Below are 24,168 nucleotides of genomic sequence, written 5' to 3'. Positions count from 1 at the left end.
CGCCCCGGCACGCGACGGCGTCCGCGCCCCGGAACGTGATGAGGCACGCAGCGCACTCGTCCCGCACAGCGCCTTCGCTGGCGTAGCTTCGTAAGTTCGCGGCGCGCACCGCACCCTCGGCACGCATCGCACGCACCGGACGCACCACACCCTCGGAACCCTCGGCATCAGCACACCCACCAGGACCGGCGAACCACGTGAGCTCCTCCTCCTTCACCCGGCACAGTCCGCACCGCCAGACACGGCAGCGGGCCGGGGGCGCGTACCGGCTGGTGCGCACGCCGCCGGGCTCCGTGGACCCTCCTCTCCTGGACGCGGCACAGCGTGCGGTGGTTGATCACCCCGGCGGCCCGCTCCTGGTGCTCGCCGGACCCGGCACCGGCAAGACGACCACGCTCGTCGAGGCGGTCGCCGCACGCATCGCGCGGGGCGGCGACCCGGCCCGCGTCCTGGTGCTCACCTTCAGCCGCAAGGCCGCCGTGGAGCTGCGCGACCGGATGGCCGCCCGGCTGGGCGCCGCGCGCGGCCCGCAGGCCACCACGTTCCACTCCTTCTGTTACGCGCTGGTCCGCGCCCACCAGGACGCCGACCTCTTCGCGGAACCGATGCGGCTGCTCTCCGGGCCGGAGCAGGACGTCACCGTCCGCGACCTGCTCGCCGGCCAGCTCGAACTGGAGCGGGACGGCTTCGCGCACATCCGCTGGCCCGACGAGCTGCGGGCCTGCCTGACCACCCGTGGCTTCGCCGACGAGGTACGAGCGGTGCTGGCCCGCAGCCGCGAGCTGGGCCTGGGGCCGGACGCGCTGGCCGCCTTCGCCCGCCGCACCGGCCGCCCCGACTGGGGGGCCGCCGCCGAGTTCCTCGCCGAGTACCTGGACGTGCTGGACGCGCAGGGGGTGCTGGACTACGCGGAGCTGGTGCACCGGGCCGTGCTGCTCGCGGAGCGCCCCGAGGTGTCGGCGCTGCTCGCGGGGCAGTATGACGCGGTGTTCGTCGACGAGTACCAGGACACGGACCCGGCGCAGGTGCGGCTGCTGCACGCGCTGGCCGGCAACCGGGGGAGCGCCCCGGGCGCGGGGGGCGGCCGGGACCTGATCGCCTTCGGTGACCCGGACCAGTCGATCTACGCGTTCCGGGGCGCCGACGTGAACGGCATCCTCGACTTCCCGGAGACGTTCCGGCGGGCGGACGGCGCCCCGGCCCCGGTCGGCGTGCTCACCACCTCGCGGCGTTCCGGCGGACAGCTGCTGGCCGCCACCCGGCTGCTCACCCGCCGGATGCCGCTGACCCGGCTGCCTGCGGCGAAGGTCCGCGCCCACCGCGAGCTCACCGCGGTCCGCGAGGGCGGCAGCGTGGAGGCGTACACCTACCCGACCGCCTCCACCGAGCTGGAGAACATCGCCGATCTGCTGCGCCGGGCACATCTGGAGGACGGCGTCCCGTGGAAGGAGATGGCGGTGCTCGTACGGGCCGGCGGCCGCACCCTTCCCTCGCTGCGCCGGGCCCTCACGTCGGCGGGCGTGCCCCTGGAGGTCGACGGGGACGACCTTCCCCTGCGTCACGAACCGGCGGTGGCCCCACTCCTGACAGCCCTGCGCGCGGTCGCCACGGCGGCCCTGCGCGGGAGTGCGCCGGGCGCGGAGGAGGCTTCGCCTGCAGAGGGTGCAGAGGCGGAGGCTCCGGAGGCGGACGCTCCGGCGGCCGAGGGAGCGGCGGCGGAAGACCCAGCGGCGGAGACGTCCTCCTGGCTGGACACCGAGACCGCCCTGACCCTCCTCGCCTCCCCCCTCGGCTCCATGGACGCGGCCGACCTGCGCCGACTCGGCCGGGCCCTGCGCGACGAGGAACGGGCCGCCGGGAACCGCGTACCGGCGCCCTCCGGCGACCTGCTGGCCCGAGCGCTCGCCGAGCCCGAGCGGCTCGTCGCGCACGATCCGGCGTACGCCCGCGGCGCCCAGCGCCTCGGCGCACTGCTGCGCAAGGCGCGCGAGCTCCTCGAAGGCGGCGGCACCGCGGAGGAGGCCCTGTGGACACTGTGGTCCGGCACCCCGTGGCCGGGCCGGCTGGAGCGCGCCGCGCTGCGCGGCGGCGCGGGCGGCCGCAACGCCGACCGCGACCTCGACGCCGTCTGCGCGCTCTTCGACACCGCGGCCCGCGCCGAGGAACGCACCGGCGGGCGCGGGGCGCTCAACTTCCTGGAGGAGGTCGACGCCCAGGACATCGCCGCCGACACCCTCTCCAGGCGCGCGGTGCGCCCCGACGCCGTACGGCTGATGACCGCGCACCGCTCCAAGGGCCTGGAGTGGCACCTCGTCGTCGTCGCGGGCGTCCAGGAGGGGCTCTGGCCGGACCTGCGCCGCCGGGGTTCGCTGCTGGAGGCGGACCGGATCGGCCGCGACGGCCTGGCCGAACCGCTCACCCCCGGCGCCCTCCTCGCCGAGGAACGCAGGCTCTTCTACGTCGCGGCGACCCGTGCCCGCGAACGGCTCGTCGTCACCGCGGTGAAGGCACCCGCCGACGACGGCGACCAGCCGTCCCGCTTCCTCACCGAGCTCGGCGCCGAGCCGCGCGACGTCACCGGCCGGCCGCGCCGCCCGCTCGCCGTCGCCGCGCTGGTCGCCGAACTCCGCGCCACCACCGTCGATCCCGAAGCCTCCGACGCCCTGCGCGAGGAGGCCGCCCGCCGCCTCGCCCGCCTCGCCGCCCTCACCGACGACGAGGGCCAGCCGCTCGTACCCGCGGCCCATCCCTACCGCTGGTGGGGCCTGTACGAACCGACCCGCTCCGCCGTCCCGCTCCGCGACCGGGACCAGCCCGTGGCCCTCTCCGGCAGCGCGCTCGACCAGCTCGCCAACACCTGCGCGCTCCAGTGGTTCCTCGGCCGCGAGGTGAAGGCGGACGCCCCGGCGACGGCGGCGCAGGGCTTCGGCAACGTGGTCCACGTACTCGCCGACGAGGTGGCCTCCGGACGTACCCCCGCCGATCTCGCCGTCCTGATGGAGCGGCTGGACTCGGTCTGGGACGGGCTCGTCTTCGACGCCCCCTGGAAGTCCCGGCAGGAGAAGGAACAGGCACGGGCCGCCCTCGAACGCTTCCTGCGCTGGCACGTCATGGACCGCACCGGCCGCACCCCCGCCGCGAGCGAGCACGATTTCGACGTGACGCTGGGGGCGGGGGAGTACGAGGTGCGCATCCGGGGCTCCATGGACCGCGTCGAACAGGACGCCGAGGGCAGGGCCTACGTCGTCGACTTCAAGACCGGCAAACAGTCCCCGACCAAGGACGAGGTGGCCCGCCACCCCCAGCTCGCCGTGTACCAGCTGGCCGTCCGGGAAGGCGCGGTCGACGAGGTCTTCGACGGCAGGCGCCCCGAGCCCGGCGGCGCCGAACTCGTACAGCTGCGCCAGCCCGCCCCCAAGAAGGAGGGCGGTGACGCGCTGCCCAAGGTGCAGGCGCAGGAACCGCTCGCCGGTGAATGGGTCTCCGACCTGCTGGCCACCGCCGCCGGCCGGGTCCTGGACGAACGCTTCACCCCCACGACCGGCCAGCACTGCACGCACTGCGCCTTCCGGGCCTCGTGCAGCGCCCAGCCGGAGGGCCGCCACGTCCTGGAGTGAGCGGGTGAGCGAGTGAGCGGGGGCGGGGGTTCTTCGGCGCCGCCGGTTGTCAGTGCGTCCGGTTAGCCTTTCTGGGGTGTCCTCACGTATCACCGATCCCGAGCAGCTCAAGGAGCTCCTCGGGATCCCGTTCACCCCGGAGCAGACGGCCTGCATCACCGCGCCGCCCGCCCCGCAGGTGATCGTGGCCGGAGCCGGGTCGGGGAAGACCACGGTGATGGCGGCCCGCGTGGTGTGGCTGGTGGGCACCGGCCAGGTAGCCCCCGAGCAGGTCCTCGGGCTCACGTTCACCAACAAGGCGGCCGGTGAGCTCGCCGAGCGCGTCCGCAAGGCCCTGATCGCGGCCGGGGTCACCGATCCCGACGCCATCGACCCGGACAACCCCCCGGGCGAGCCCAGCATCTCCACGTACCACGCGTTCGCCGGCCGGCTCCTCACCGAGCACGGGTTGCGCATCGGCCTCGAACCCACCACCCGCCTCCTCGCCGACGCCACCCGCTACCAGCTCGCCGCCCGCGTACTGCGCGAGGCCCCCGGCCCCTACCCGGCCCTGACCAGGTCGTTCCCCACCCTCGTCAGCGACCTGCTGGCACTCGACGCCGAGCTCGCCGAACACCTCGTACGCCCCGAACAGCTCGCCGAGTACGACACCGGCCTCCTGCACGCGCTCGAATCGGCCCGGCTCAGCAACGCCGAGCTGCGCAGGATCCCCGAGACCGCCGAGGCCCGCCGCGAGCTGCTCCAGCTGACCCGGCGCTACCGCGAGGCCAAGAAGAGCCGCGACCTCCTCGACTTCGGCGACCAGATCGCGCTCTCCGCCGAGCTGGCGCTCACCCGCCCCGAGGTCGGCGCGATCCTGCGCGACGAGTTCCGCGTCGTGCTGCTCGACGAGTACCAGGACACCTCCGTCGCCCAGCGGCTGCTGCTCTCCGCCCTCTTCGGCAGCGGCCCCGAGGACCGGACCGGGCACGCCGTCACCGCCGTCGGCGACCCCTGCCAGGCGATCTACGGCTGGCGCGGCGCCTCCGTCGCCAACCTCGACGACTTCCCGCTCCACTTCCCGCACGCCGACGGCGCCCCCGCGACCCGCTACTCCCTCAGCGAGAACCGCCGCAGCGGCGGCCGGCTCCTGCACCTCGCCAACGGCCTCGCCGCACCCCTGCGCGCCATGCACGAGGGCGTCGAGGCACTGCGCCCGGCCCCCGGCGCCGAGCGCGACGGCATCGTCCGCTGCGCGCTGCTGCGTACCCACGCCGAGGAGATCGACTGGCTCGCCGACTCGATCGCCCACCTGGTGCGGACCGGCAAGGCACCCGGCGAGATCGCCGTCCTGTGCCGCACCGCGGGCGACTTCCCGGAGATCCAGGCCGCGCTGGTGGCCCGCGACATCCCGGTAGAGGTCGTCGGCCTGTCCGGGCTGCTGCACCTGCCCGAGGTCGCCGACCTCGTCGCGGTCTGCGAGGTGCTCCAGGACCCCGGCGCCAACGCCTCCCTGGTCCGGCTGCTCACCGGCCCCCGCTGGCGGATCGGCCCCCGCGACCTGGCCCTGCTCGGCCGCCGGGCCCGGCTCCTGGTCCACCGCGCGGCCCACGGCGACGACGAGGACTTCGACCCCGACCGGCGGCTCGCCGAGGCCGTCGAGGGCATCGACCCGGCCGAGGTGATCTCGCTCGCCGACGCACTGGACACCTTCCTCGAATCGGGCGGCGAGGAGGACGACGGGCTGCCGTTCTCCACCGAGGCCCGCATCCGCTTCGCCCGCCTCGCCGCCGAACTGCGCGACCTGCGCCGCTCGCTGGCCGACCCGCTGATGGACGTGCTGCACCGGGTCCTCGCCAACACCGGCCTGGAGGTCGAGCTCTCCGCGTCGCCGCAGGCCCTGGCCGCCCGCCGCCGCGAGACCCTCGCCAATTTCCTCGACGTCGCGGCCCGCTTCGCAGCCGTCGACGGCGACGCCACCCTCCTCGCCTTCCTCGGCTTCCTGCGCACCGCCGTCCAGTACGAGAAGGGCCTGGACAACGCGCTGCCCGGCGGCGAGAACACCGTCAAGGTCCTCACCGCCCACAAGTCCAAGGGCCTGGAGTGGGACGTCGTCGCCGTGCCCGGCCTGGTCGCCGGCCAGTTCCCCAGCGGCCAGTCCCGCGACGCCTGGACCGCCCAGCCGAAGGTCCTCCCGCACGCCCTGCGCGGGGACCGGGCGACCCTCCCCGACGTCCCCTCCTGGGACGCCAAGGGGCTCAAGGCGTTCAAGGAGGAGATGAAGGAGCACCAGCACACCGAGGAGCTCCGCCTGGGGTACGTCACCTTCACCAGACCCCGCACCCTGCTGCTCGGCTCCGGCCACTGGTGGGGCCCGTCCCAGAAGAAGCCGCGCGGACCGTCCGGCTTCCTGCACGCGCTGTACGAGCACTGCGCGGCCGGGCACGGCGAGATCGAGGTCTGGGCCGACGAACCGGCCGAGGACGAGGAGAACCCGGCGCTCGACGGGAAGTCCGCCGACCAGGCGTGGCCGCTCCCTCTCGACGACACCGCGCTGACCCGCCGCAGAGCCGCCGCGGACACGGTGATGGCGCACCTGGAGGCCCTGGCCACGGCAGGGGGCGTGCCGGACGCGTACGAGGCGCCGTCCGTTGCCCCTGAGCCGTACGACGAGCCTTTCGACGGCGGGTACGAAGACGGGTACGACGACGAGGCGTTCCCCGACGAAGCCGACGACTGGGACGCACTGTCCACGGAGCGCCCCCCGGCCCCGGTGCAGCACGCCCCAGCACCGCACATCCCCGCGGCCCGTGCCCCCGAGCCCGCCGGGGAGCACCACCCCGAGGAACACCACCCCGGGGCGCACCGTCTCACCCCCGAGGAAGCCCGCACCCTCGCCTCCTGGGACCGCGACCTCGACGCCCTCGCCGGCGAGCTGCGCCGCGCCCGCGCCACCGTGCGCGACGTCCTCGTACCCGCCTCGCTCTCCGCCACCCAGCTGCTGCGGCTGGCCGACGACCCCGACGGCTTCGCCCAGGAGCTGGCCCGCCCGATGCCGCGGGCCCCGCAGCCGGCGGCCCGCCGGGGCACCCGTTTCCACGCCTGGGTGGAGTCCCGCTTCGAGGAGCTGCCGCTGCCCATGCTCGGCCCCGACGAGCTGCCCGGCGGCGACGAGAGCGACGCCGAGATCGCCGACGAGCGCGACCTCGCCGCACTCAAGGAGGCCTTCGAGCGCACCCCGTACGCCCGCCGCACCCCGTACCGCGTCGAGACGCCGTTCCAGATCACCCTGGCCGGCCGGATCGTCCGGGGCCGCATCGACGCGGTGTACCGCACCGGGGACACCTACGAGATCGTCGACTGGAAGACCACCCGCACCAATACCGCCGATCCCCTCCAGCTCGCGATCTACCGCCTGGCCTGGGCGGAACTGCACGACCTGCCGCTCACCGACGTCACCGCCACGTTCCTGTACGTGCGCAGCGGCGAGACCGTCCACCCCACCCGCCTCCCGGGCCGGGCGGAGCTGGAACGGATCCTGCTGGACGAGAGTCCTTAGCCCCCGGCCTCAACCCCGGTCGATCAGCAGCTGGGCGCGGGCGATCGCGAACAGCCGCTGCTGCGCGGCGAGCTTCTCGGGACGGGCGGTGGTGTCGAAGAGCAGCTGGTAGACGTGGCCCGCCCTGCCCGCGACGAAGACTTCGACACGCTTGCGGGGTTCGCTCTGGCCCGCCCAGTGGTAGTCGATCTCCAGCCAGAGGGCGTCGCGGCCGTTCTGCCGGGTGGTGTGCGAGACGGCCTTGAGATCGGCCATCGACGACTTGGCCGTGTCCCGGTACCAGGCGAGCTGCCCCGCGGAGGCTGCCTGGGCGGTCGCTCCGTACGACGTGTCCCTTTTGACGCTCATGTCATGGGCGCCGTCCGGGGAGTTCCAGTTGCTCTGGATGCTGTTCCGCCTGTTCCGGGTCCAGCCGTCCGGCAGGGCGAAGACGACGGTGAGGCCGGGTTCGCCGACACGGTGCCAGCCCTTGGGCACGGCCGGAGGAGCGGGCTGTGACGGCGGAGAAGGCTGTGACGGAGGGGAGGCCTGCGACGGAGGGGAGGCCTGTGACGACGCCGAGGGCGTGGTGTCGGGGCCGACGGTTGCGTCCGGGGCGCCGGCATTGCCGGCGATGGTCCTACCGAGGGAGGAGCCGCCGACGAGCGGGACCCCGAACACCGCCAGCAGCAGACCGACGACGGCGGTGATCGCCGAGACCCACGCCGCGATTTCCCCGGTCCGCCGACTCGGCGGCGTTCCCTCACCTGAAGCGCTCAACTCCCTCTCTCCCCTCTCGCGGCCGAGCATCGGGCGCTGCCCGGCGGAGCCATTCAACTGGAGGAGGAACAACGCCGGCAGGCATCCGGCCAAAGCGGCTGCGACGGCGCCCTGCAGCGCGGGGCGAGGCCCCCGTACCGCGGGCGGGAAGACGCCCCTGGGCGAGGCACTAGGCTCAAGGCCATGAGCGACACCCCGGACAGCGCCGTCCGTACGTACACCGAGCAGCACCGCACAGCCTTCCTGGACGACCTCGCCGCCTGGCTGCGCATCCCGTCCGTATCCGCCCAGCCGGAGCACGACGGAGACGTACGGCGCAGCGCCGAGTGGCTGTCCGCCAAGCTCGAGGAGACCGGCTTCCCGGTCGCCGAGATCTGGGAGACGCCCGGCGCCCCCGCGGTCTACGCCCACTGGCCGTCCGAGGACCCGGACGCCCCGACCGTCCTCGTCTACGGCCACCACGACGTGCAGCCCGCCGCCCGCGAGGACGGCTGGGACACCGACCCGTTCGAGCCGGTGATCCGCGACGGCCGCATGTACGGGCGGGGCGCCGCCGACGACAAGGGGCAGGTGTTCTTCCACACCCTCGGCGTCCGGGCCCACCTCGCCGCCACCGGCCGCACCGCCCCTGCCGTCAACCTCAAGCTCCTGATCGAGGGGGAGGAGGAGTCCGGCTCGCCGAACTTCCGCGCCCTGGTCGAGGAGCGGGCCGAGCGGCTCGCCGCCGACGCGGTGATCGTCTCCGACACCGGCATGTGGGACGAGTCGACCCCCACGGTCTGCACCGGCATGCGCGGCCTCGCCGAGTGCGAGATCGAGCTGTACGGCCCCGAGCAGGACATCCACTCCGGTTCGTTCGGCGGCGCGGTCCCCAACCCGGCGACCGCCGTCGCCCGGCTCGTCGCAGCGCTGCACGACGCGGACGGCCGGGTTGCGATCCCCGGCTTCTACGACGGTGTGGCAGAACTCACCGAGACCGAGCGCGCGCTCTTCGCGGAGCTGCCCTTCGACGAGGCCACCTGGCTGCGCACCGCCAAATCTCGCGCGGCGTCCGGCGAGGCCGGCTACTCCACGCTCGAACGCATCTGGGCCCGCCCCACCGCCGAGGTCAACGGCATCGGCGGCGGCTACCAGGGCGCCGGAAGCAAGACCATCATCCCGTCCTCCGCCCTCGTGAAGCTCAGCTTCCGGCTGGTCGCGGGCCAGGACCCCGACCGTATCCAGCAGGTGGTCCGGGCCTGGGCCGAGGCCCGGGTCCCGGCCGGTGTCCGGCACCGGATCACCTTCGCCCCGGCCACCCGCCCCTGCCTGACGCCGCTGGACCACCCCGCCCTGCAGGCCGTGGCCCGCGCCATGGGACGGGCCTTCGGTCAGAAGATCCTCTTCACCCGCGAAGGGGGCTCGGGACCCGCCGCCGACCTCCAGGACGTGCTCGGCGCACCCGTCCTCTTCCTGGGCATCTCCGTACCGTCCGACGGCTGGCACGCCCCCAACGAGAAGGTCGAGCTCGGCCTTCTGTTCAAGGGTGTGGAGACGACCGCGCACCTCTGGGGCGAGTTGGCCGCCGCACTCCGCTGAATCCTCTGAACACCCGATCCATCCCGGGGGAGTAGGAAGCACCTGTGAGCACCTTCGACAACGCCACCGCAGACCGGCCCATCGGTCTCACCGCGCCCAGCGGCATCGACCGCGCCGCGCACCACCGCCTCGACGAGGCATGGCTGTCCGCCGCGTGGAGCCACCCGACCACCCGCGTGTTCGTCGTCTCCGGCGGCCAGGTGCTGATCGACGACACCGCCGACGGCGGTACGGAGATCGTCATGACCCCGGCCTTCGAGGCCCCGGTCACCGAGACCCACCGCTACTTCCTCGGCACCGACGAGGACGGCGTCAGCTACTTCGCGCTCCAGAAGGACTCCCTGCCCGGCCGCATGGACCAGCCGGCCCGCCCGGCCGGGCTGCGCGAGGCCGGTCTGCTGCTCGGCCCGCGCGACGCGGGCCTGATGGTGCACGCGGTGGCCCTGGAGAACTGGCAGCGCCTGCACCGCTTCTGCTCCCGCTGCGGTGAACGCACGGTCATCGCGGCGGCCGGCCACATCCGCCGCTGCCCGGCCTGCGGCGCCGAGCACTACCCGCGTACGGACCCCGCGGTGATCATGCTGGTGACCGATGACCAGGACCGCGCCCTGCTGGGCCGCCAGGTGCACTGGCCCGAGGGCCGCTTCTCGACGCTCGCGGGATTCGTCGAGCCGGGCGAGTCGATCGAGCAGTCGGTGGCGCGCGAGGTGTTCGAGGAGGCTGGGGTCACGGTCGGCGAGGTCGAGTACATCGCCAGCCAGCCCTGGCCGTTCCCGTCGAGCCTGATGCTCGGTTTCATGGCACGGGCCACCTCGTCCGAGATCAATGTGGACGGCGAGGAGATCGAGGAGGCCCGCTGGTTCTCCCGCGAGGACCTGAAGGCCGCCTTCGAATCGGGCGAGATCCTGCCCCCGTTCGGCATCTCGATCGCGGCGCGCCTGATCGAGCTCTGGTACGGCAAGCCGCTCCCGAAGCCGGGCAGCGTCGGCTGACCCCGGGATTCGAACGAGAACGCCCCCTCCGGTGCCGGACCGAAGGGGGCGTCCCCGCACGGCGGGAGAGGCGGGATCAGACGGCGAGCGCCTGCTTCACCTGAGCCAGGGACGGGTTCGTCATGACGGCCTCGGCACCCGTGGAACCGACCACGAGGACGGTGGGAACGGTCTGGTTGCCCCCGTTGGCCTTCTCGACGAAGGCCGCGGACTGCGGGTCCTGCTCGATGTTGATCTCGGTGTACGCGATGCCCTCACGGTCCATCTGGCTCTTGAGCCGGCGGCAGTAGCCGCACCACGTGGTGCTGTACATCGTCACAGTGCCCGACATGTCTTGGCGCTCCTCTGTCTCGTCTGTCTCATCCGTCTCATCCGTCATGTCCCTCATGCGGAGAAGCTGGACCGTGCGTCACCGCACGGAAGGGGAACGTACGCGAGGCAACCACCATTCCCGCAGCCGGGCCGGGGCGGCCGCGCGACCGGCCGGGCCGCATCAGCCTGACCGCACCAGACCGGCCGGACCGCACCAGACCAGCCTGACCGCACCAGACCAGCCGGGGCGCATTAGTACGACGGATACAGCTCCCCTGTGGACAACCTCCGCGTCCGCCTCTCCCGACCTGGCAGCATGGCGGGGTGACATCAGCAACGCATTCCTCCCTCTTCCCACAGGTCCCCGAGTCGGCCGACGCCGTGCTCGACGGCCTGGACCCCGAGCAGCGCGAGGTCGCCACGGCCCTGCACGGCCCGGTGTGTGTGCTGGCCGGAGCCGGTACGGGCAAGACGCGTGCGATCACCCATCGCATCGCCTACGGGGTGCGCGCCGGGATACTTCAGCCGACGAGTGTGCTTGCCGTCACGTTCACCAACAGAGCCGCCGGCGAGATGCGCGGACGGCTGCGCCAGCTCGGCGCGGGAGGAGTCCAGGCCCGGACGTTCCACTCCGCCGCCCGGCGTCAGCTCCAGTACTTCTGGCCGAAAGCGGTCGGTGGCGACCTGCCCCGGCTGCTGGAGCGGAAGGTCCAGCTGGTCGCCGAGGCCGCGGCCCGCTGCCGCATCCGGCTCGACCGCAACGAACTGCGGGACGTCACCAGCGAGATCGAGTGGTCCAAGGTCACCCAGACCGTGCCCGGCGACTACCCGGCCGTGGTCGCGAAGACCCAGCGCGACGCCCCGCGCGATCCGGCCGAGATCTCCCAGATCTACGCGACGTACGAGGAGCTGAAGCGCGACCGCTCGGTGATCGACTTCGAGGACGTGCTGCTCCTCACCGTCGCCATCCTCCAGGACCGCCACGACATCGCCGACCACGTCCGCCGCCAGTACCAGCACTTCGTCGTCGACGAGTACCAGGACGTCAGCCCGCTGCAGCAGCGGCTGCTGGACCTCTGGCTCGGCGACCGGGACACCCTGTGCGTCGTCGGCGACGCCAGCCAGACGATCTACTCCTTCACCGGAGCCACCCCCGACCACCTGCTGAACTTCCGTACCCGCCACCCCAACGCGACGGTGGTCAAGCTGGTCCGGGACTACCGCTCCACCCCCCAGGTCGTCCATCTGGCCAACGGACTGCTCAGCCAGGCTCGCGGCCGCGCCGCCGAGCACCGGCTCGAACTGGTCTCGCAGCGCGAGCCCGGCGTCGAGCCCGCCTACACGGAGTACGCGGACGAGCCCTCGGAGGCAGAGGGCACCGCCCGCCGGATCCGCGATCTGATTACCGCGGGAGTCCCGGCCGGCGAGATCGCCGTGCTCTACCGGGTCAACTCCCAGTCCGAGGTCTACGAGCAGGCCCTGGCGGACGCGGGCGTGCCGTACCAGCTGCGGGGCGCGGAGCGGTTCTTCGAACGGGCGGAGGTGCGGGAGGCCGGAGTCGCCCTGCGCGGCGCCGCCCGCGCCGGGGGCAACGACTCCCTGCTCGACGACGCGGAGGGGCTGCCAGCCGAGGTGCGCGCGGTGCTCTCCACCAAGGGATGGACCCAGGAGCCCCCCGCGGGTTCGGGAGCGGTGCGCGACCGCTGGGAGTCGCTGGCAGCCCTGGTCCGGCTCGCCGAGGACTTCGAACGGGCCAGGCCGGGTGCCACCCTCTCCGACCTGGTGGCGGAGCTCGACGAGCGGGCCGCCGCCCAGCACGCCCCCACGGTCCAGGGGGTCACCCTCGCCTCGCTCCACTCCGCGAAGGGCCTTGAGTGGGACGCCGTGTTCCTGGTCGGCCTGACCGAGGGCATGATGCCGATCACCTACGCCAAGACCGACGAGCAGATCGAGGAGGAGCGCAGGCTGCTGTACGTCGGCGTCACCCGGGCCCGCCTCCACCTCTCGCTGTCATGGTCGCTCTCCCGCTCGCCCGGCGGACGTGCCGGACGGCGCCCGAGCCGGTTCCTCAACGGCATGCGTCCGGGCTCGGTGCCGCTCGGCACACGCGGCACGGCCGGTGGCGGCGGGATCGAGCGTGGCCCGGCGGGACCGGTCGCCAAGCGCAGCCGTCGCGGCCCCGCCCGGTGCCGGGTCTGCGGCAAGACCCTCACCGACGCCGGCGAGATGAAACTGATGCGCTGCGAGGACTGCCCCTCCGACATGGACGAGGCGCTGTACGAGCGGTTGCACGACTGGCGGGCGGTCAGGGCGAAGGAGATCGGTCAGCCCGCGTTCTGCGTGTTCACGGACAAGACGCTGATGGCGATCGCCGAGGCCGTACCGGGCAGCGAGGGCGAACTGGCGGTGATCTCCGGCGTCGGCGCGCGGAAGCTGGGCCGGTTCGGGACCGCCGTCCTGGCCATTTGCGCAGGTGAGACGGTAGAGGAAGTGCTCGCGGAGGCGGCTGACGAGAGGTGAGAAAAACTCGTCGAAAAAATAGTTTGCGCCTGCCCCAGTCATCACCATAGGTTCTTAACCACGGGAACAGCGACTTCTCTGAAGCCCTGGCCCTGTGCTGTACTTATCCGAATACGTAGGACCGGCCCGCCGGTCCGCCCGAGACGCCGAGAGGAGGCGATTGAAGTGATCAGCATCATCGAGACCAACAAAATGACCGATCTTTCGGTCGTCTCCGCCTGCTCGCTCGGCCTCGCCTGCTCTTCCGAGTCCTCGCTCCGTGGCACCGGTCTGTCCGGCATTTCTGTCGCCCGTCCGCTGTCCCCTGCGAGCCTCCCCGTGCGGGAGCGCAATGAGCGACCGGCTCAGGCACCGGCAGCAGCAGTAGCGAAGGGACAGGCCCAGGCCTATGCCTTTGCGGCCGTCGGTGCGGGAGTGGAATCCGGCGCCAAGAAGCAGACGATGCACCACCACACGATGTGGGCCTTCCGTGGGCCTGAACCCTGGAGTGATCCAGCCTGATTCACCATCAGGCCGGCGCCTTCAGGGCCGCGGAACCCCACTCGGGATCCGCGGCCCTTTTGTTTTGTCCAAACGGACGAGACAGCGCGAAGGAGCCTCGGGACAAGCAACACCCGGTACCAGCCGCCACCCGGCCAACCAGGCCGGAACGACCAGACGAGGACACCACCCACCGTGCAACTCGAAGCGCACGCCCCGTCCGTACCGCCTTCCGAAACGATCCCGCCGCCCGGCCTCACGGAGGACTCCACCTTGTTCCCCCTCACCACGCTCACCGCGCTCGACGACGCCATCGAGAACCTCGGCGTGCCCGTCCCGTGCCGCTCCTACGACCCGGAGGTCTTCTTCGCGGAGTCGCCCGCCGACGTCGAGTACGCCAAGTCTCTCTGCCGCACCTGCCCGCTCGTCGAGGCCTGCCTCGCCGGCGCCAAGGAGCGTCGCGAGCCGTGGGGCGTCTGGGGCGGTGAGCTCTTCATCCAGGGCGTCGTCGTCGCTCGCAAGCGGCCGCGTGGCCGTCCGCGCAAGAACCCGGTCGCGGCGTGATCGCCGGACTGGGGGTCACGGCCCCCAAGCCCATGAAGCGCATCGGAACCATCGACCGTCCCCACACCCACGATCCCCGAAATCAGGCAGCAATGTCCGTCCCCACCAATGAGCCCGTCGGCTCCGCAACACCGAACGTCACGATCATTGGCGCGAACGACTCGCGTCAGAACAGGACCCGCGAAATGCAACTCATCCCAGAAGCCCTGGCTCGTGCTCATATGCATGACCGCATGAGGGAGGCCGATACGGAGCGCCAGGCGGTACGCCTGGTCAACGCGCGCCGTATGCAGCGCCGGGCCGAGCGCGCTTCGATGCGCGCCCGCCGCGCGCTGGCCATGGCCGTCATGCACTAGTCGGGCCGCACACCAGCAACACCCGCTGCCGGGCAGCCGCTCTGCCCGGCAGCGACCAGTACCCACAGTCAGTACCACCCCTTCCGCGGGGCCGGTCCGCAACGGACCGGCCCCGCGGTCGTGCTGCGATGGTCGTGCCGTGCGGTGGTGCTGTGCAGCGGTGCTGTGTGGTGCCGCGCGGCACGGCGGCGACGGAGTTATCGTCACGAGGTGGACGAGGAGACCCATCACCGGATTCAGCGACCCGCGCAGAACGAGAGCGATGCCGCGGTCGTCACCTGCGCCCTGTGCGGTACCTCCGCCGACGGTGACACCGCACCGCCGACCTGGATTTGCTCCGTGGAGAACGGCAGGCGCCAGTACTTCTGCGACGAGTGCGCCCGCACCAACATCCGGGCGATCGAGAGCCGGCTGGACTCGGCCTGGTGGTGACCCGCCCGGCGGCCACGCATTCACCGCCGACAAGGCCCCCACCAGCGGCAACGCAGCCGGCCGCGACGCCCCGGCCTACGCCCCCAAGGGCGCGTCGCCCGCCAACTCCTGCACCTCGGTCTCCTGCACCTGGGTCTCCTGCACCTGGGTCTCCTGCGCCTCGGGTTCTTGGACCTCGGGTTCTTGCAATACGGTCTCCTCCTCGTACTCCAGGAGGAAACCCGGCAGCCAGGATTCGAGCTCGTCGCGCAGCCGCACCGTGGCACCCAGTTGGCACAGCACCCCGATCGTGCTCAACGTCACCCGGTGTATCAGCAGATAGGCGGGCGGCAGATTCAGCTGCTTGCCGAGCTGATGAGCGGGGGAGCGGGGATCCGCGATCCGCGCCGCCTGATTGCGCATCCAGCTCCGGCTGAACGTGAACTCCTCCACCTGAGCCGGCTCGATGATCGGGAGGAGATAGTCGAGCACCGCGTCCGGGTCGAGGTCGATCGTGTCCTTGACGAACCCCTCCTCGCGCAACAGCTCGTAAACCGACTCCGCCTCGCCCGCCAGCGTCAGCTGCAGGGATTCCCCGATGGTCTGAGGCAGACCGCCCGGCAGCCGGTCCACCGTCCCGAAGTCCAGCACTCCGAGCCGCCACTGCCCGTCCTCGCCGGTCCCCTCGTCCGGCGGCAGCAACCGGAAGTTTCCCGGATGAGGGTCCGCGTGCAGCAGACCGGTGCGCGCGGGCCCCGAGAAGAGGAAGCGGGCCAGCAACTGCCCCGCCCGGTCCCGCTGCTCCGGAGTACCCTCCGCGATCACGTCGGACAGCGGAACACCGTCCATCCACTCCGTCACCAGCACCTGGTCCGACTGGTGCACCACACTGGGAATCACGACATCCGGGTCGTTCGCGAACTCCTCGGCGTGGTCCTGCTGCGACCGCGCCTCCTGCTCGTAGTCCAGCTCCTCCGAGACCCGGTCACGCAGCTCCGTGATGAGCGGTTTGATGTCCATTCCGGGAACCAACGGGCCGAGCAGGCGGGCGAACCGGCTGAGCTGGGTCAGATCCGAGAGCAGCGCCTGACCGGCGCCCGGATACTGCACCTTCACCGCGACGTTCCGTCCGTCGTGCCACACCGCCCGGTGCACCTGGCCGATCGAGGCGGCGGCCGACGGCTTGTCCTCGAATTCGAGGAACAACTCCCGCCAGTCCTCTCCGAGCCGCTCCTCCAGCACCGCGTGGACCGTATCGCTGGGCATGGGCGGCGCGGCTTCCTGCAGCTTGGTGAGCGCCGCCCGGTACGGTCCGGCGACCTCCTCGGGCAGCGCCGACTCGAAGACGGACAGGGCCTGTCCCAGTTTCATCGCCCCGCCCTTCAACTCGCCCAGAACCTTGAACAACTGGTCCGCGGTGCGTTGCTGCACCTCCCGGGCGACCAGCTCCGCCGATCTCCCCCCGATCCGCTTGCCCAGACCCCACGTCGCACGGCCGGCGAAGCCCAGAGGCAGGGCGGCCAACTTGGCGGTACGGGTGACCGCTTTCCGGGGTAGATCAGACATGAGCCCCTCCAAATCCCAGACTGCCGTACCGCGTGCGGCGGTTACCCGGCCATTGTGTCCTGCATCGCTTCGGTCCCGGAGGAGCCCTCCCGGTCAGTGTGCCCAGCCGCTCCACAGGAACAGCCGAGGTGTGCGCCCAACCGCTCGGCCCGCCAGTCCAACAGCGGCAGCGCGGCCTCCCAGCGGGTCCCCGTGCTCGCGGGCAGTTCCCCGTCCAGGAAGGACAGTGCGTGGGCGGCCGCGAGCCCCGCGACCGCCGTCGCCAGCCCCAGGTCACAGGCCTGAACGGCGGTGCGCCGCCCGGACTGCCACTGGGACAGCATCCTGGTCCAGTCCGTATCCCGGTCCGCGCGGTCCAGCGCCAGGCACCCGGCGCAGGCCGTACCCCCGGGCAGGACCAGGGGCCCGACGACCCCCGTCGCCTCCAGCACTCCGGCGTAGAGATGAGGAGTCCCCGAAGCGATCCATGGCTCGGCCGTACGAGGGTCGGGGACGTATGCCGAGAAGCCGTCGCGAGGGGCCACCACGATCAGCGACAGTCCCGGCTCGCCACCGGCCGGGGACCCCGCCGTCTCCGCCGTGCGGGGAGCCGGACCCGCGGCGGATCTGCGCACCAACTGCCGGGCGGCGGTGTCCCTGCGCTCCCCGACGGACGCCGGCGGAAGCCCGCCGGGCGACACGTCGCACGGCTCGGTGTGCCCGCCGTCCAGGACCTCCACCCGGCCGACCCCCGACCCGGACAGCACCGCCGCGATCGCGGCACCGACCCGCCCGGCACCCCGTACCTGGACCCGCATCGCCCGACGGGCCGCCAGCCGCCGCATCCCACCGCCCGGTTCGGGATGGACGACGGAGAGCGACGCCAGATCGGGGCGGTGCCGGTCCAGGGCGCCGGGCCGGTTCCGTAACGCATCGGCCTCCGGGCCGGCGGCGCGCACATCGTCGATCAGACCCGCGTTCGCCAATCGACGTACCAAGGTGTCCACTTGGTGATCCGACAGATCCAGCGTGCGGGCCTCCTCGCGCAGCAGTGGCAGGCCACGTGTTCCGTCGAGCAGTTCCAGAAAACTGCCCGTGGCGATATCCAGCGGGCCGAACTTCACGGCATGGGCGTGAGTCACGCCGAATTGCACGGTGCCCCGGCCGCGCCATGCGCGGCGCAGTGCGGGCTTCAACATCGGATGCACGGCTACCCCCGGTCTGTGTTCCTTGATCCCTGTGCGCGGACCGCTGCACGGGATCTTCGCGAGATCCGTTCACAGAATGCAGGCAGGCGTCGAAGCGTGCGGAAAGTTATCCACAGGCATGGGGTATTAGTCGTTCAAATGGTGCACGCCGTGGAGTGGATCAAGTGTGAGTGGAGTGGATCAGGTGTGAACCGTCCCGGAGGCGGGACTTCCCGCACCGTCACCGGGTAACGTCGTGGCGTGCCCGCCGACCCGTCACCCGGAATCGCCGGGGAGACCCCCACGCGCAGCGCCGGAACCCAGCAGCGCAGCGCGGCGGACCGTCCGCCCCGCGCCTCGGCAACGAGCGCGGTCGAGGTCCGCAGGAGCAATCGCCGCAGCAGAACGGTCTCCGCGTACCGGGAGGGCGACCGCACGATCGTGCTCATCCCGGCCCGGATGTCGGAGGCCGAGGAGCGGCGCTGGGTGGGCGTGATGCTCGACAAGCTCGCGGCGCAGGAGAGCAGACGCGTCTTCGGTGACAGCGAACTCGCCGAGCGGGCCCAGCGGTTGTCCGCCCAGTACTTCGAGGGCCGGGCCAGGCCCGTTTCGGTGCGGTGGGTGACCAATCAGAACACCCGCTGGGGGTCCTGCACCCCGGCGGAGGGCAGCATCCGTCTGTCGCACCGCTTGCAGGGCATGCCCGAGTACGTCGTCGACTACGTACTGGTCCACGAGCTGGCCCATCTGCTGGTGCCCGGTCACGGTCCGCGCTTCTGGCGGCTGCTGGAGGCGTATCCCCGTACCGAGCGGGCGCGCGGATACTTGGAGGGCGTGGTGGCGGCGGACCGGCTGCCCCATCTGCCCGCCGCGCGCGGTGAGTGACGTCCACCGATTCTGTACCGGGTGTGTACCGACTTAGCCCGATGCCGGACTTTGCGGTTAGCCTGGCGCGACGCATTCACATTCGGGATGGGGGACGGTCGTTACGCATGGCCAGGGAATTCCAACGCGGCCACAAGGCCAAGATCAGCGATCTCACGCCGGGGACGGATCTGTACGTAGGTGTGCAGATCGCCGGTCAGGGACTGACCTTTGACATCAGCTGCTTCGGCCTCGATGCCAATGAGCAGCTCTCCGACGACCGGTATTTCATCTTCTTCAATCAGCCTAAATCACCCGAGGAGTCCATTCAGCTCCTCGGTGCCCAGGCCGGCGACACCGAGTCGTTCCGCGTCACCCTGGACCGCATTCCGGCGAACATCCACAAGCTGTCGTTCACCGCGACGGTCGACGGGGCCGGACAGATGTCCCAGATCGGCCCCGGATACATCCGGATCGTCGCGGGTGGCGAGGAAGTCGTCAGGTACGCCTTCAACGGTTCGGAGTTCACCACCGAGCGTGCGGTGATGCTGGGCGACTTCTATCTGAAGGACGTCTGGCGGTTCGCCGCAGTCGGCCAGGGCTTCGACGGCGGCCTCGAAGCGCTGCTGAAGAACTTCGGCGGCGAGGTCGCCGAGGAGGAGCCCGCCGCGCCTCAGCCGCAGGCGGCGGCACCGTCGTTCGCCCCGCCCGCCCAGGCTGCCGCACCGGCCCCCGCCCCGTCCTTCGGCGCCCCGTCCGCGCCCCAGGCAACGCAGCCGGCCCCGTCCTTCGGCACCCCGCCGGCCCCGGCGCCGGCCCCCGCGCCGCAGCAGCAGATGCACACCGCGCCGACCATGGCGGCGCCGCTGGCACCGCAGGGCGGCACGGTGCCGCCGCCCGCTCCCGCCCCCGCTCCGTACGGGCAGCCGCCCCAGCAGCCGCAGTTCGGCCAGATCCCCGGCCAGGTGCCCCCCGCCGCCCCGTACGGCCAGCAGCCCCCTGCCCCGTTCGGCCAGCAGGCCCCGGCCCCGTACGGGCAGCAGCCGCCCGGAATGCAGCCGCCCGGTATGCCCCAGGGCGTGCCGCAAGGCGTTCCGCAGGCCGGTGCCGGTCTCCAGGCGGCGCTCCAGCCGTACAAGGAGACGCCCACCGGTCAGCGCTGGACCCCGCAGAACCAGCAGCTCATGCGGGTCGACCTCACCATGGGCGGTACGCCCGTGCTCGCCCGCCAGGGCAGCATGGTGATGTACCAGGGCAAGGTCGACTTCAGCTACAAGGGCGCGGGTTTCGCCGGCCGCATGGTGGGCAACGCCACCGGCCAGGAAATGCAGCTGATGCGCTGTACCGGCCGCGGCCAGGTCTTCCTCGCCGAGGACGGCTCCCATCTGCACGCCATCGAGCTCCAGGGCGACGGTATCTGCGTCTCGGCGGAGAACGTCCTCGCCTTCGACGAGTCGCTGCAGTACGAGGTCCGCAGGATCGAGGGCCACGGCATCCCCGGCGGCGCGCTGTTCACCATGCAGTTCCAGGGCACCGGCACGGTCATCGTCAAGACCCACGGCGTCCCCGTCGTCCTGCCCGTGACACCGACCACCTTCGCCGACTGCAACGCCGTCGTGGCCTGGTCGGCAGCGTCCCAGGTGATCATCTCCAGCCAGGTCCGGCTGCGCCGCAACGCGTACCCGGGACACAGCGGGGAGACCGTGAACCTCCAGTTCCGGGGCGCTCCCGGCAACTTCATCGTCGTCCAGCCCTACGAGGTCTGAGGGAGCCCGTCATGAACCAGCAGCTCGCGGGCTTCGCCCCGACCCCCGTCACGGCCCGTATGGAGAACCACGGCCGCACGATGCTCAAGGTCGCCATGGCCACCGGCCAGGACCTCTACGCACGTACCGGCTCGATGGTCGCGTACGAGGGCTTCATCCAGTACGAACCCAACCCGCCCGCCGTCCGCCAGATCGCCTCCCAGTGGGTCACCGGCGAGGGCGCACCGATCATGAAGTGCTCCGGCGACGGGCTGCTCTACCTCGCCGACTACGGCGCCGATGTGGTCGTCATCAACCTCAACAACGACTCCCTCTCGGTCAACGGCACCAATGTCCTCGCCTTCGACGGTCATCTCACCTGGGGCGTGGAGCGGGTCAAGGGCCTCGCCAAGTTCGCCGGCCAGGGCCTGTGGAACGTCTGCATCTCGGGCACCGGGTGGGTCGCCATCACCTCGCGCGGCACACCGATCGTCGTCGACTGCGGACGCGGCGAGGACGAGACCTACGTCGACCCGGACGCCCTCGTGGCGTGGTCCCCGAACCTCAAGGTGAAGGGCAAGCGCAGCTTCAAGGCCTCCTCGCTCATCGGGCGGGGCAGCGGCGAGGCGTATCAGATGGCGTTCGCCGGCCAGGGCATCGTCGTCGTACAGCCGAGCGAGGACAGTACCGACCGCCTGCGAATCCGGAACTGACGGGGGAGGAGAACACACCATGCAGAGTCCGCTTTTCAGCTACACGGAACAGCAGTCCCAGGACCGGTACACCATCCAGAACCCGCAGCTCCTGCGGGTCTCGCTGACCGGCCACGACGACGTCCTCGCCCGCAAGGGCGCCATGGTCGCGTACCAGGGTCTGATGGAGTTCGACGGCGAGTACCAGTCGCACGGACAGCGCCGCGCCCGCGCGAACACCGGTGAGGGCCTCGACCTGATGCGCTGCTCCGGGCAGGGCACCGTCTACCTCGCCAACCTCGCGCAGTACATCCACGTCGTGGACGTCGACCACGACGGCATCACGGTGGACAGCGCCTATGTCCTGGCACTGGACTCCTCGCTGCACACCGAGGTCATCGCGGTGGACAGCCAGTACGGCATCTCGGGCACCGGGAAGTACCAGCTCAACATCTCCGGCACCGGCAAGGTCGCTCTGATGACCTCGGGCCAGCCGCTGATGATGCAGGTCACGCCGGACAAGTACGTGAACGCCGACGCCGACGCGATCGTCGCCTGGTCCAGCTCGCTGCGGGTGCAGATGCAGGCCCAGACGCACTCCTCGGGCGTCTGGCGGCGGCGCGGCAACACCGGCGAGGGCTGGGAGCTCAGCTTCCTCGGCCAGGGCTTCGCCCTGGTGCAGCCGAGCGAGGTGCTGCCCCCGCAGAACCACGAGATCGGCCAGGGCATCCGGGCCCAGTACGGCATGGGCCAGCAGGGCGCCCACGGTCAGAACCAGAACAACTCCTGGAACTGAGCCACCGCGCACCGGCACGCGCGACACGGGTGAGGGGCGGTCTCCGCGGAGACCGCCCCTCACCCGTGCGGCAGGCGGTGCCTACCGGCGCCGCTCCAGCTCGGCGCGGGTCCGCTCCATCAGCCTTACGACCGATGCGTCGGCCACCGACGCGACCTCGTCGTAGGGGAACCAGCGCAGGTCCAGCGACTCCTCGCTGATCTGCTCCGTCGCGCCCGAGGGCGCCAGCGCCGCGTACTGCACGTCCAGGTGCCAGTGGCAGGGCGCGGGGATCGGGTGGCGGTCCAGCGTGACCGGGCCGCCCGCGAGCAGGGTCAGGCCGGTGATGCCGGACTCCTCGGTCGCCTCCCGCAGCGCAGCCGCGGCGAGCGACACGTCCTGCGGCTCGCAGTGACCGCCCATCTGGAGCCACATCCGCAGCTTGCGGTGGAGGGTGAGCAGCACCCGGCCGCGCTCCGGGTCGACGACCAGCGCGCTGGCCGTCAGATGGCCCGCCTCGCAGGCCTTCCACATGCCGTCGGGGTGCTGTGCCAGGTGGTCGAGATAGCCCTGTCGCAGCTCACCCTGGACCGGGTCCGGGTTCTCGTACCCCTTCAGTACGAGAACGGCGTCGTCGTGCAGGCTCACTGGTCGGTGTCGCCCTTGTCATCGCCCTTGCCGTCGTCCTCACGGCTCTCGGTCCCACCGGTGCCGGGCGCGTCCTTGCCGTCCGCGGTGGGGCTCTGCGGGCCCTTCGCGGCCTCGCCGAGCATCTTGTCCAGCTCGGAGAAGTCCAGCTGCTCGTGGTGCACGAAGCCGTCCGGATCGTCCAGGTCCTGGGCCGTGGGCAGCATGTCGGGGTGCTCCCACAGGGCGTCGCGCCCGTCCAGACCTCGCGCGTCGGTGAGCGAGGCCCACAGGCGCGAGGCGTCACGCAGCCGCCGCGGGCGCAGCTGCAGACCGATGAGCGTGGCGAACGTCTGCTCGGCGGGGCCGCCGGAGGCGCGGCGCCTGCGCATCGTCTCGCGCAGCGCGTCCGCCGAGGTCAGACGGGATTTCGCGGCCTCGTGGACCACTGCGTCCACCCAGCCCTCCACCAGCGCGAGAGCCGTCTCCAGCCGGGCCAGGGCGGCCTTCTGCTCCGGTGTGTCCTCCGGCTGGAACATGCCCTGCTGAAGGGCGTCCTGGAGCTGCTCGGGCTGCGACGGGTCGAACTGGCCGACCACGTCCTCCAGCTTGCTGGTGTCGACCTTGATGCCGCGCGCATACCCCTCGACGGCGCCGAACAGATGCGAGCGCAGCCACGGGACGTGGGCGAAGAGGCGCTGGTGCGCGGCCTCGCGCAGGGCGAGATACAGCCGCACCTCGTCCTGCGGCACGCTGAGGTCCTTGCCGAACCGCTCCACGTTCAGCGGCAGCAGGGCGGCCTTGCCCGCAGGGCCCAGCGGCAGGCCGATGTCGGTCGAACCGACCACCTCGCCCGCCAGCACGCCCACGGCCTGCCCGATCTGCTGGCCGAACATGGCGCCGCCCATCGACCGCATCATGCCGATCAGCGGGCCGGCCATCGCCTGCATCTCCTCGGGCAGCACGTCGCCCATCGCGAGACCGACGCGCTCCGCCACCGGGTCGACCAGCTTCTGCCAGGCCGGAAGGGATGCCTCCACCCACTCCGCACGGCTCCACGCCACGGTCGAGACCGAACCGGAGGGCAACGACGTCACACCGTCCAGCCAGTGGTCGGCCAGGCGCAGCGCCTCGTCGACCGCGGACCGCTCGGTCGGGCCGACGCTGGCGTCCTTCGTGCCGTCCGGCGTGCCCTGCGAGACCGTCTGGCGGGCGATCTGCTTGGCCATGTCCCAGTTCACGGGACCGCCCTCGTAGCTCAGCATCTGGCCGAGCTGCTGGAAGGCGGCGCCCAGGTCATTGGGGTTCATCGAGCCGAACATCGCCGCGAACGGGTTGTCCCCGCCCGCGCCGGGGCCGAAGCCGAACGGGTTCGCCGGCCCGCCCGAGCCCTGCCCACCTCCGGTGGGGTCCTTCTTCTTGCCCTCGTCGCCGTTCTCCGGCTCCTCCGGCGGAAGGCCGAATCCGAATGGGGTGTCACTCACGGGTTTCCTCGGCTCGTAGGGCCGCCGGCTCGAACCGACGGCGACTGCCCGACATCACCATCCAGCGTAGACACCAAAACCCCGCGCAGGGCCTCAGTGCTCCGCCGGCTCCCGGCCTGCGG

General features: G+C 71.8%; 19 protein-coding genes. 13 read left to right on the top strand and 6 right to left on the bottom strand.

The annotated features are described in order from the left end of the window. Nucleotides 1–197 precede the first annotated feature (197 nt). Nucleotides 198–3,617, top strand: a complete 3,420-nt coding sequence (locus ACFYY7_RS09765) for an ATP-dependent helicase (RefSeq protein WP_388659183.1) — start codon at nt 198–200, stop codon at nt 3,615–3,617. A gap of 76 nt (nt 3,618–3,693) precedes the next feature. Continuing rightward, nucleotides 3,694–7,155 carry a UvrD-helicase domain-containing protein gene (locus tag ACFYY7_RS09760; protein WP_388659180.1) on the top strand — a complete coding sequence of 1,154 codons (3,462 nt, stop codon included), beginning with the start codon at nt 3,694–3,696 and terminating at the stop codon, nt 7,153–7,155. Nucleotides 7,156–7,164: 9 nt separating this feature from the next. Here the strand turns inward: ACFYY7_RS09760 and ACFYY7_RS09755 are convergent, their stop codons facing one another. Further along, nucleotides 7,165–7,914 (bottom strand): hypothetical protein, encoded by a 750-nt coding sequence (locus ACFYY7_RS09755; RefSeq protein ID WP_388659177.1) that lies wholly within the window; start codon nt 7,912–7,914, stop codon nt 7,165–7,167. A gap of 183 nt (nt 7,915–8,097) precedes the next feature. On the opposite strand from ACFYY7_RS09755, the gene ACFYY7_RS09750 reads away from it, so the two are divergent. Continuing rightward, complete coding sequence (locus tag ACFYY7_RS09750) at nt 8,098–9,492, top strand: dipeptidase (protein WP_388659174.1); 1,395 nt, start codon at nt 8,098–8,100, stop codon at nt 9,490–9,492. Nucleotides 9,493–9,536: 44 nt separating this feature from the next. Next, nucleotides 9,537–10,484, top strand: a complete 948-nt coding sequence (gene nudC, locus ACFYY7_RS09745; RefSeq protein ID WP_266729841.1) for an NAD(+) diphosphatase — start codon at nt 9,537–9,539, stop codon at nt 10,482–10,484. Between the two features lie 76 nt (nt 10,485–10,560). Here the strand turns inward: nudC and ACFYY7_RS09740 are convergent, their stop codons facing one another. Then, nucleotides 10,561–10,815 (bottom strand): mycoredoxin, encoded by a 255-nt coding sequence (locus tag ACFYY7_RS09740; protein WP_388659172.1) that lies wholly within the window; start codon nt 10,813–10,815, stop codon nt 10,561–10,563. Between the two features lie 305 nt (nt 10,816–11,120). Here ACFYY7_RS09740 and ACFYY7_RS09735 point away from each other — a divergent pair, with 305 nt between their 5' ends. The 5 genes from ACFYY7_RS09735 to ACFYY7_RS09715 all read left to right on the top strand — a co-directional run bounded on the left by ACFYY7_RS09735 (nt 11,121) and on the right by ACFYY7_RS09715 (nt 15,148). Beyond that, complete coding sequence (locus ACFYY7_RS09735; RefSeq protein ID WP_388659169.1) at nt 11,121–13,316, top strand: ATP-dependent DNA helicase UvrD2; 2,196 nt, start codon at nt 11,121–11,123, stop codon at nt 13,314–13,316. A gap of 165 nt (nt 13,317–13,481) precedes the next feature. Further along, nucleotides 13,482–13,817, top strand: a complete 336-nt coding sequence (locus tag ACFYY7_RS09730; protein ID WP_388659166.1) for a hypothetical protein — start codon at nt 13,482–13,484, stop codon at nt 13,815–13,817. A gap of 174 nt (nt 13,818–13,991) precedes the next feature. Beyond that, the gene (locus tag ACFYY7_RS09725; RefSeq protein ID WP_266729837.1) at nt 13,992–14,360 is read left to right on the top strand and encodes a WhiB family transcriptional regulator; all 369 of its coding nucleotides are present in this window, start codon (nt 13,992–13,994) and stop codon (nt 14,358–14,360) included. 32 nt (nt 14,361–14,392) lie between these two features. After that, nucleotides 14,393–14,716 (top strand): hypothetical protein, encoded by a 324-nt coding sequence (locus tag ACFYY7_RS09720; protein ID WP_124717384.1) that lies wholly within the window; start codon nt 14,393–14,395, stop codon nt 14,714–14,716. A 210-nt stretch (nt 14,717–14,926) separates the two neighbouring features. After that, nucleotides 14,927–15,148 carry a hypothetical protein gene (locus ACFYY7_RS09715; RefSeq protein WP_388659164.1) on the top strand — a complete coding sequence of 74 codons (222 nt, stop codon included), beginning with the start codon at nt 14,927–14,929 and terminating at the stop codon, nt 15,146–15,148. Between the two features lie 75 nt (nt 15,149–15,223). On the opposite strand, the gene ACFYY7_RS09710 is transcribed toward ACFYY7_RS09715, so the two are convergent. Both ACFYY7_RS09710 and ACFYY7_RS09705 read right to left on the bottom strand, forming a co-directional pair. Further along, the gene (locus ACFYY7_RS09710) at nt 15,224–16,693 is read right to left on the bottom strand and encodes an ABC1 kinase family protein (RefSeq protein WP_388659161.1); all 1,470 of its coding nucleotides are present in this window, start codon (nt 16,691–16,693) and stop codon (nt 15,224–15,226) included. A 41-nt stretch (nt 16,694–16,734) separates the two neighbouring features. Then, nucleotides 16,735–17,880 (bottom strand): ThiF family adenylyltransferase, encoded by a 1,146-nt coding sequence (locus ACFYY7_RS09705; RefSeq protein WP_388659160.1) that lies wholly within the window; start codon nt 17,878–17,880, stop codon nt 16,735–16,737. Between the two features lie 240 nt (nt 17,881–18,120). Here ACFYY7_RS09705 and ACFYY7_RS09700 point away from each other — a divergent pair, with 240 nt between their 5' ends. The 4 genes from ACFYY7_RS09700 to ACFYY7_RS09685 all read left to right on the top strand — a co-directional run bounded on the left by ACFYY7_RS09700 (nt 18,121) and on the right by ACFYY7_RS09685 (nt 21,956). Continuing rightward, nucleotides 18,121–18,744 carry a M48 family metallopeptidase gene (locus ACFYY7_RS09700; RefSeq protein WP_388659158.1) on the top strand — a complete coding sequence of 208 codons (624 nt, stop codon included), beginning with the start codon at nt 18,121–18,123 and terminating at the stop codon, nt 18,742–18,744. A gap of 107 nt (nt 18,745–18,851) precedes the next feature. After that, entirely contained in the window at nt 18,852–20,489 is a 1,638-nt protein-coding gene (locus ACFYY7_RS09695; protein ID WP_388659155.1) for a TerD family protein, read from the top strand. Between the two features lie 11 nt (nt 20,490–20,500). Next, on the top strand, nt 20,501–21,181 hold the full coding sequence (locus ACFYY7_RS09690; RefSeq protein ID WP_388659152.1) for an AIM24 family protein: 681 nt from the start codon (nt 20,501–20,503) through the stop codon (nt 21,179–21,181). A gap of 19 nt (nt 21,182–21,200) precedes the next feature. Beyond that, nucleotides 21,201–21,956, top strand: coding sequence for an AIM24 family protein (locus tag ACFYY7_RS09685; protein ID WP_266729830.1), 756 nt, complete (start codon nt 21,201–21,203; stop codon nt 21,954–21,956). A gap of 81 nt (nt 21,957–22,037) precedes the next feature. Here ACFYY7_RS09685 and ACFYY7_RS09680 read toward each other — a convergent pair whose 3' ends face one another. After that, a complete protein-coding gene (locus ACFYY7_RS09680; protein WP_388659149.1) occupies nt 22,038–22,583 on the bottom strand; it encodes an NUDIX hydrolase in 546 nt (181 codons plus the stop codon). Next, a complete protein-coding gene (locus ACFYY7_RS09675) occupies nt 22,580–24,046 on the bottom strand; it encodes a zinc-dependent metalloprotease (protein WP_388659146.1) in 1,467 nt (488 codons plus the stop codon). The genes ACFYY7_RS09680 and ACFYY7_RS09675 overlap by 4 nt, the downstream gene beginning before the upstream one ends. Between the last annotated feature and the right edge of the window lie 122 nt (nt 24,047–24,168).

The organism is Streptomyces sp. NPDC001933 (genome assembly GCF_042890955.1).
GTDB lineage: Bacteria > Actinomycetota > Actinomycetes > Streptomycetales > Streptomycetaceae > Streptomyces.
Note: the sequence above shows the minus strand (reverse complement) of the source record. Positions and strands in the feature narration are given on the sequence as shown.

Excerpts from the sequence above, each read along its gene's own strand:
- ACFYY7_RS09750 (WP_388659174.1), top strand. The coding sequence starts at position 8,098 with ATGAGCGACACCCCGGACAGCGCCGTCCGTACGTACACCGAGCAGCAC.
- ACFYY7_RS09740 (WP_388659172.1), bottom strand. The coding sequence starts at position 10,815 with ATGTCGGGCACTGTGACGATGTACAGCACCACGTGGTGCGGCTACTGC.
- ACFYY7_RS09720 (WP_124717384.1), top strand. The coding sequence starts at position 14,393 with ATGAAGCGCATCGGAACCATCGACCGTCCCCACACCCACGATCCCCGA.
- ACFYY7_RS09710 (WP_388659161.1), bottom strand. The coding sequence starts at position 16,693 with ATGTCTGATCTACCCCGGAAAGCGGTCACCCGTACCGCCAAGTTGGCC.
- ACFYY7_RS09695 (WP_388659155.1), top strand. The coding sequence starts at position 18,852 with ATGGCCAGGGAATTCCAACGCGGCCACAAGGCCAAGATCAGCGATCTC.
- ACFYY7_RS09690 (WP_388659152.1), top strand. The coding sequence starts at position 20,501 with ATGAACCAGCAGCTCGCGGGCTTCGCCCCGACCCCCGTCACGGCCCGT.
- ACFYY7_RS09685 (WP_266729830.1), top strand. The coding sequence starts at position 21,201 with ATGCAGAGTCCGCTTTTCAGCTACACGGAACAGCAGTCCCAGGACCGG.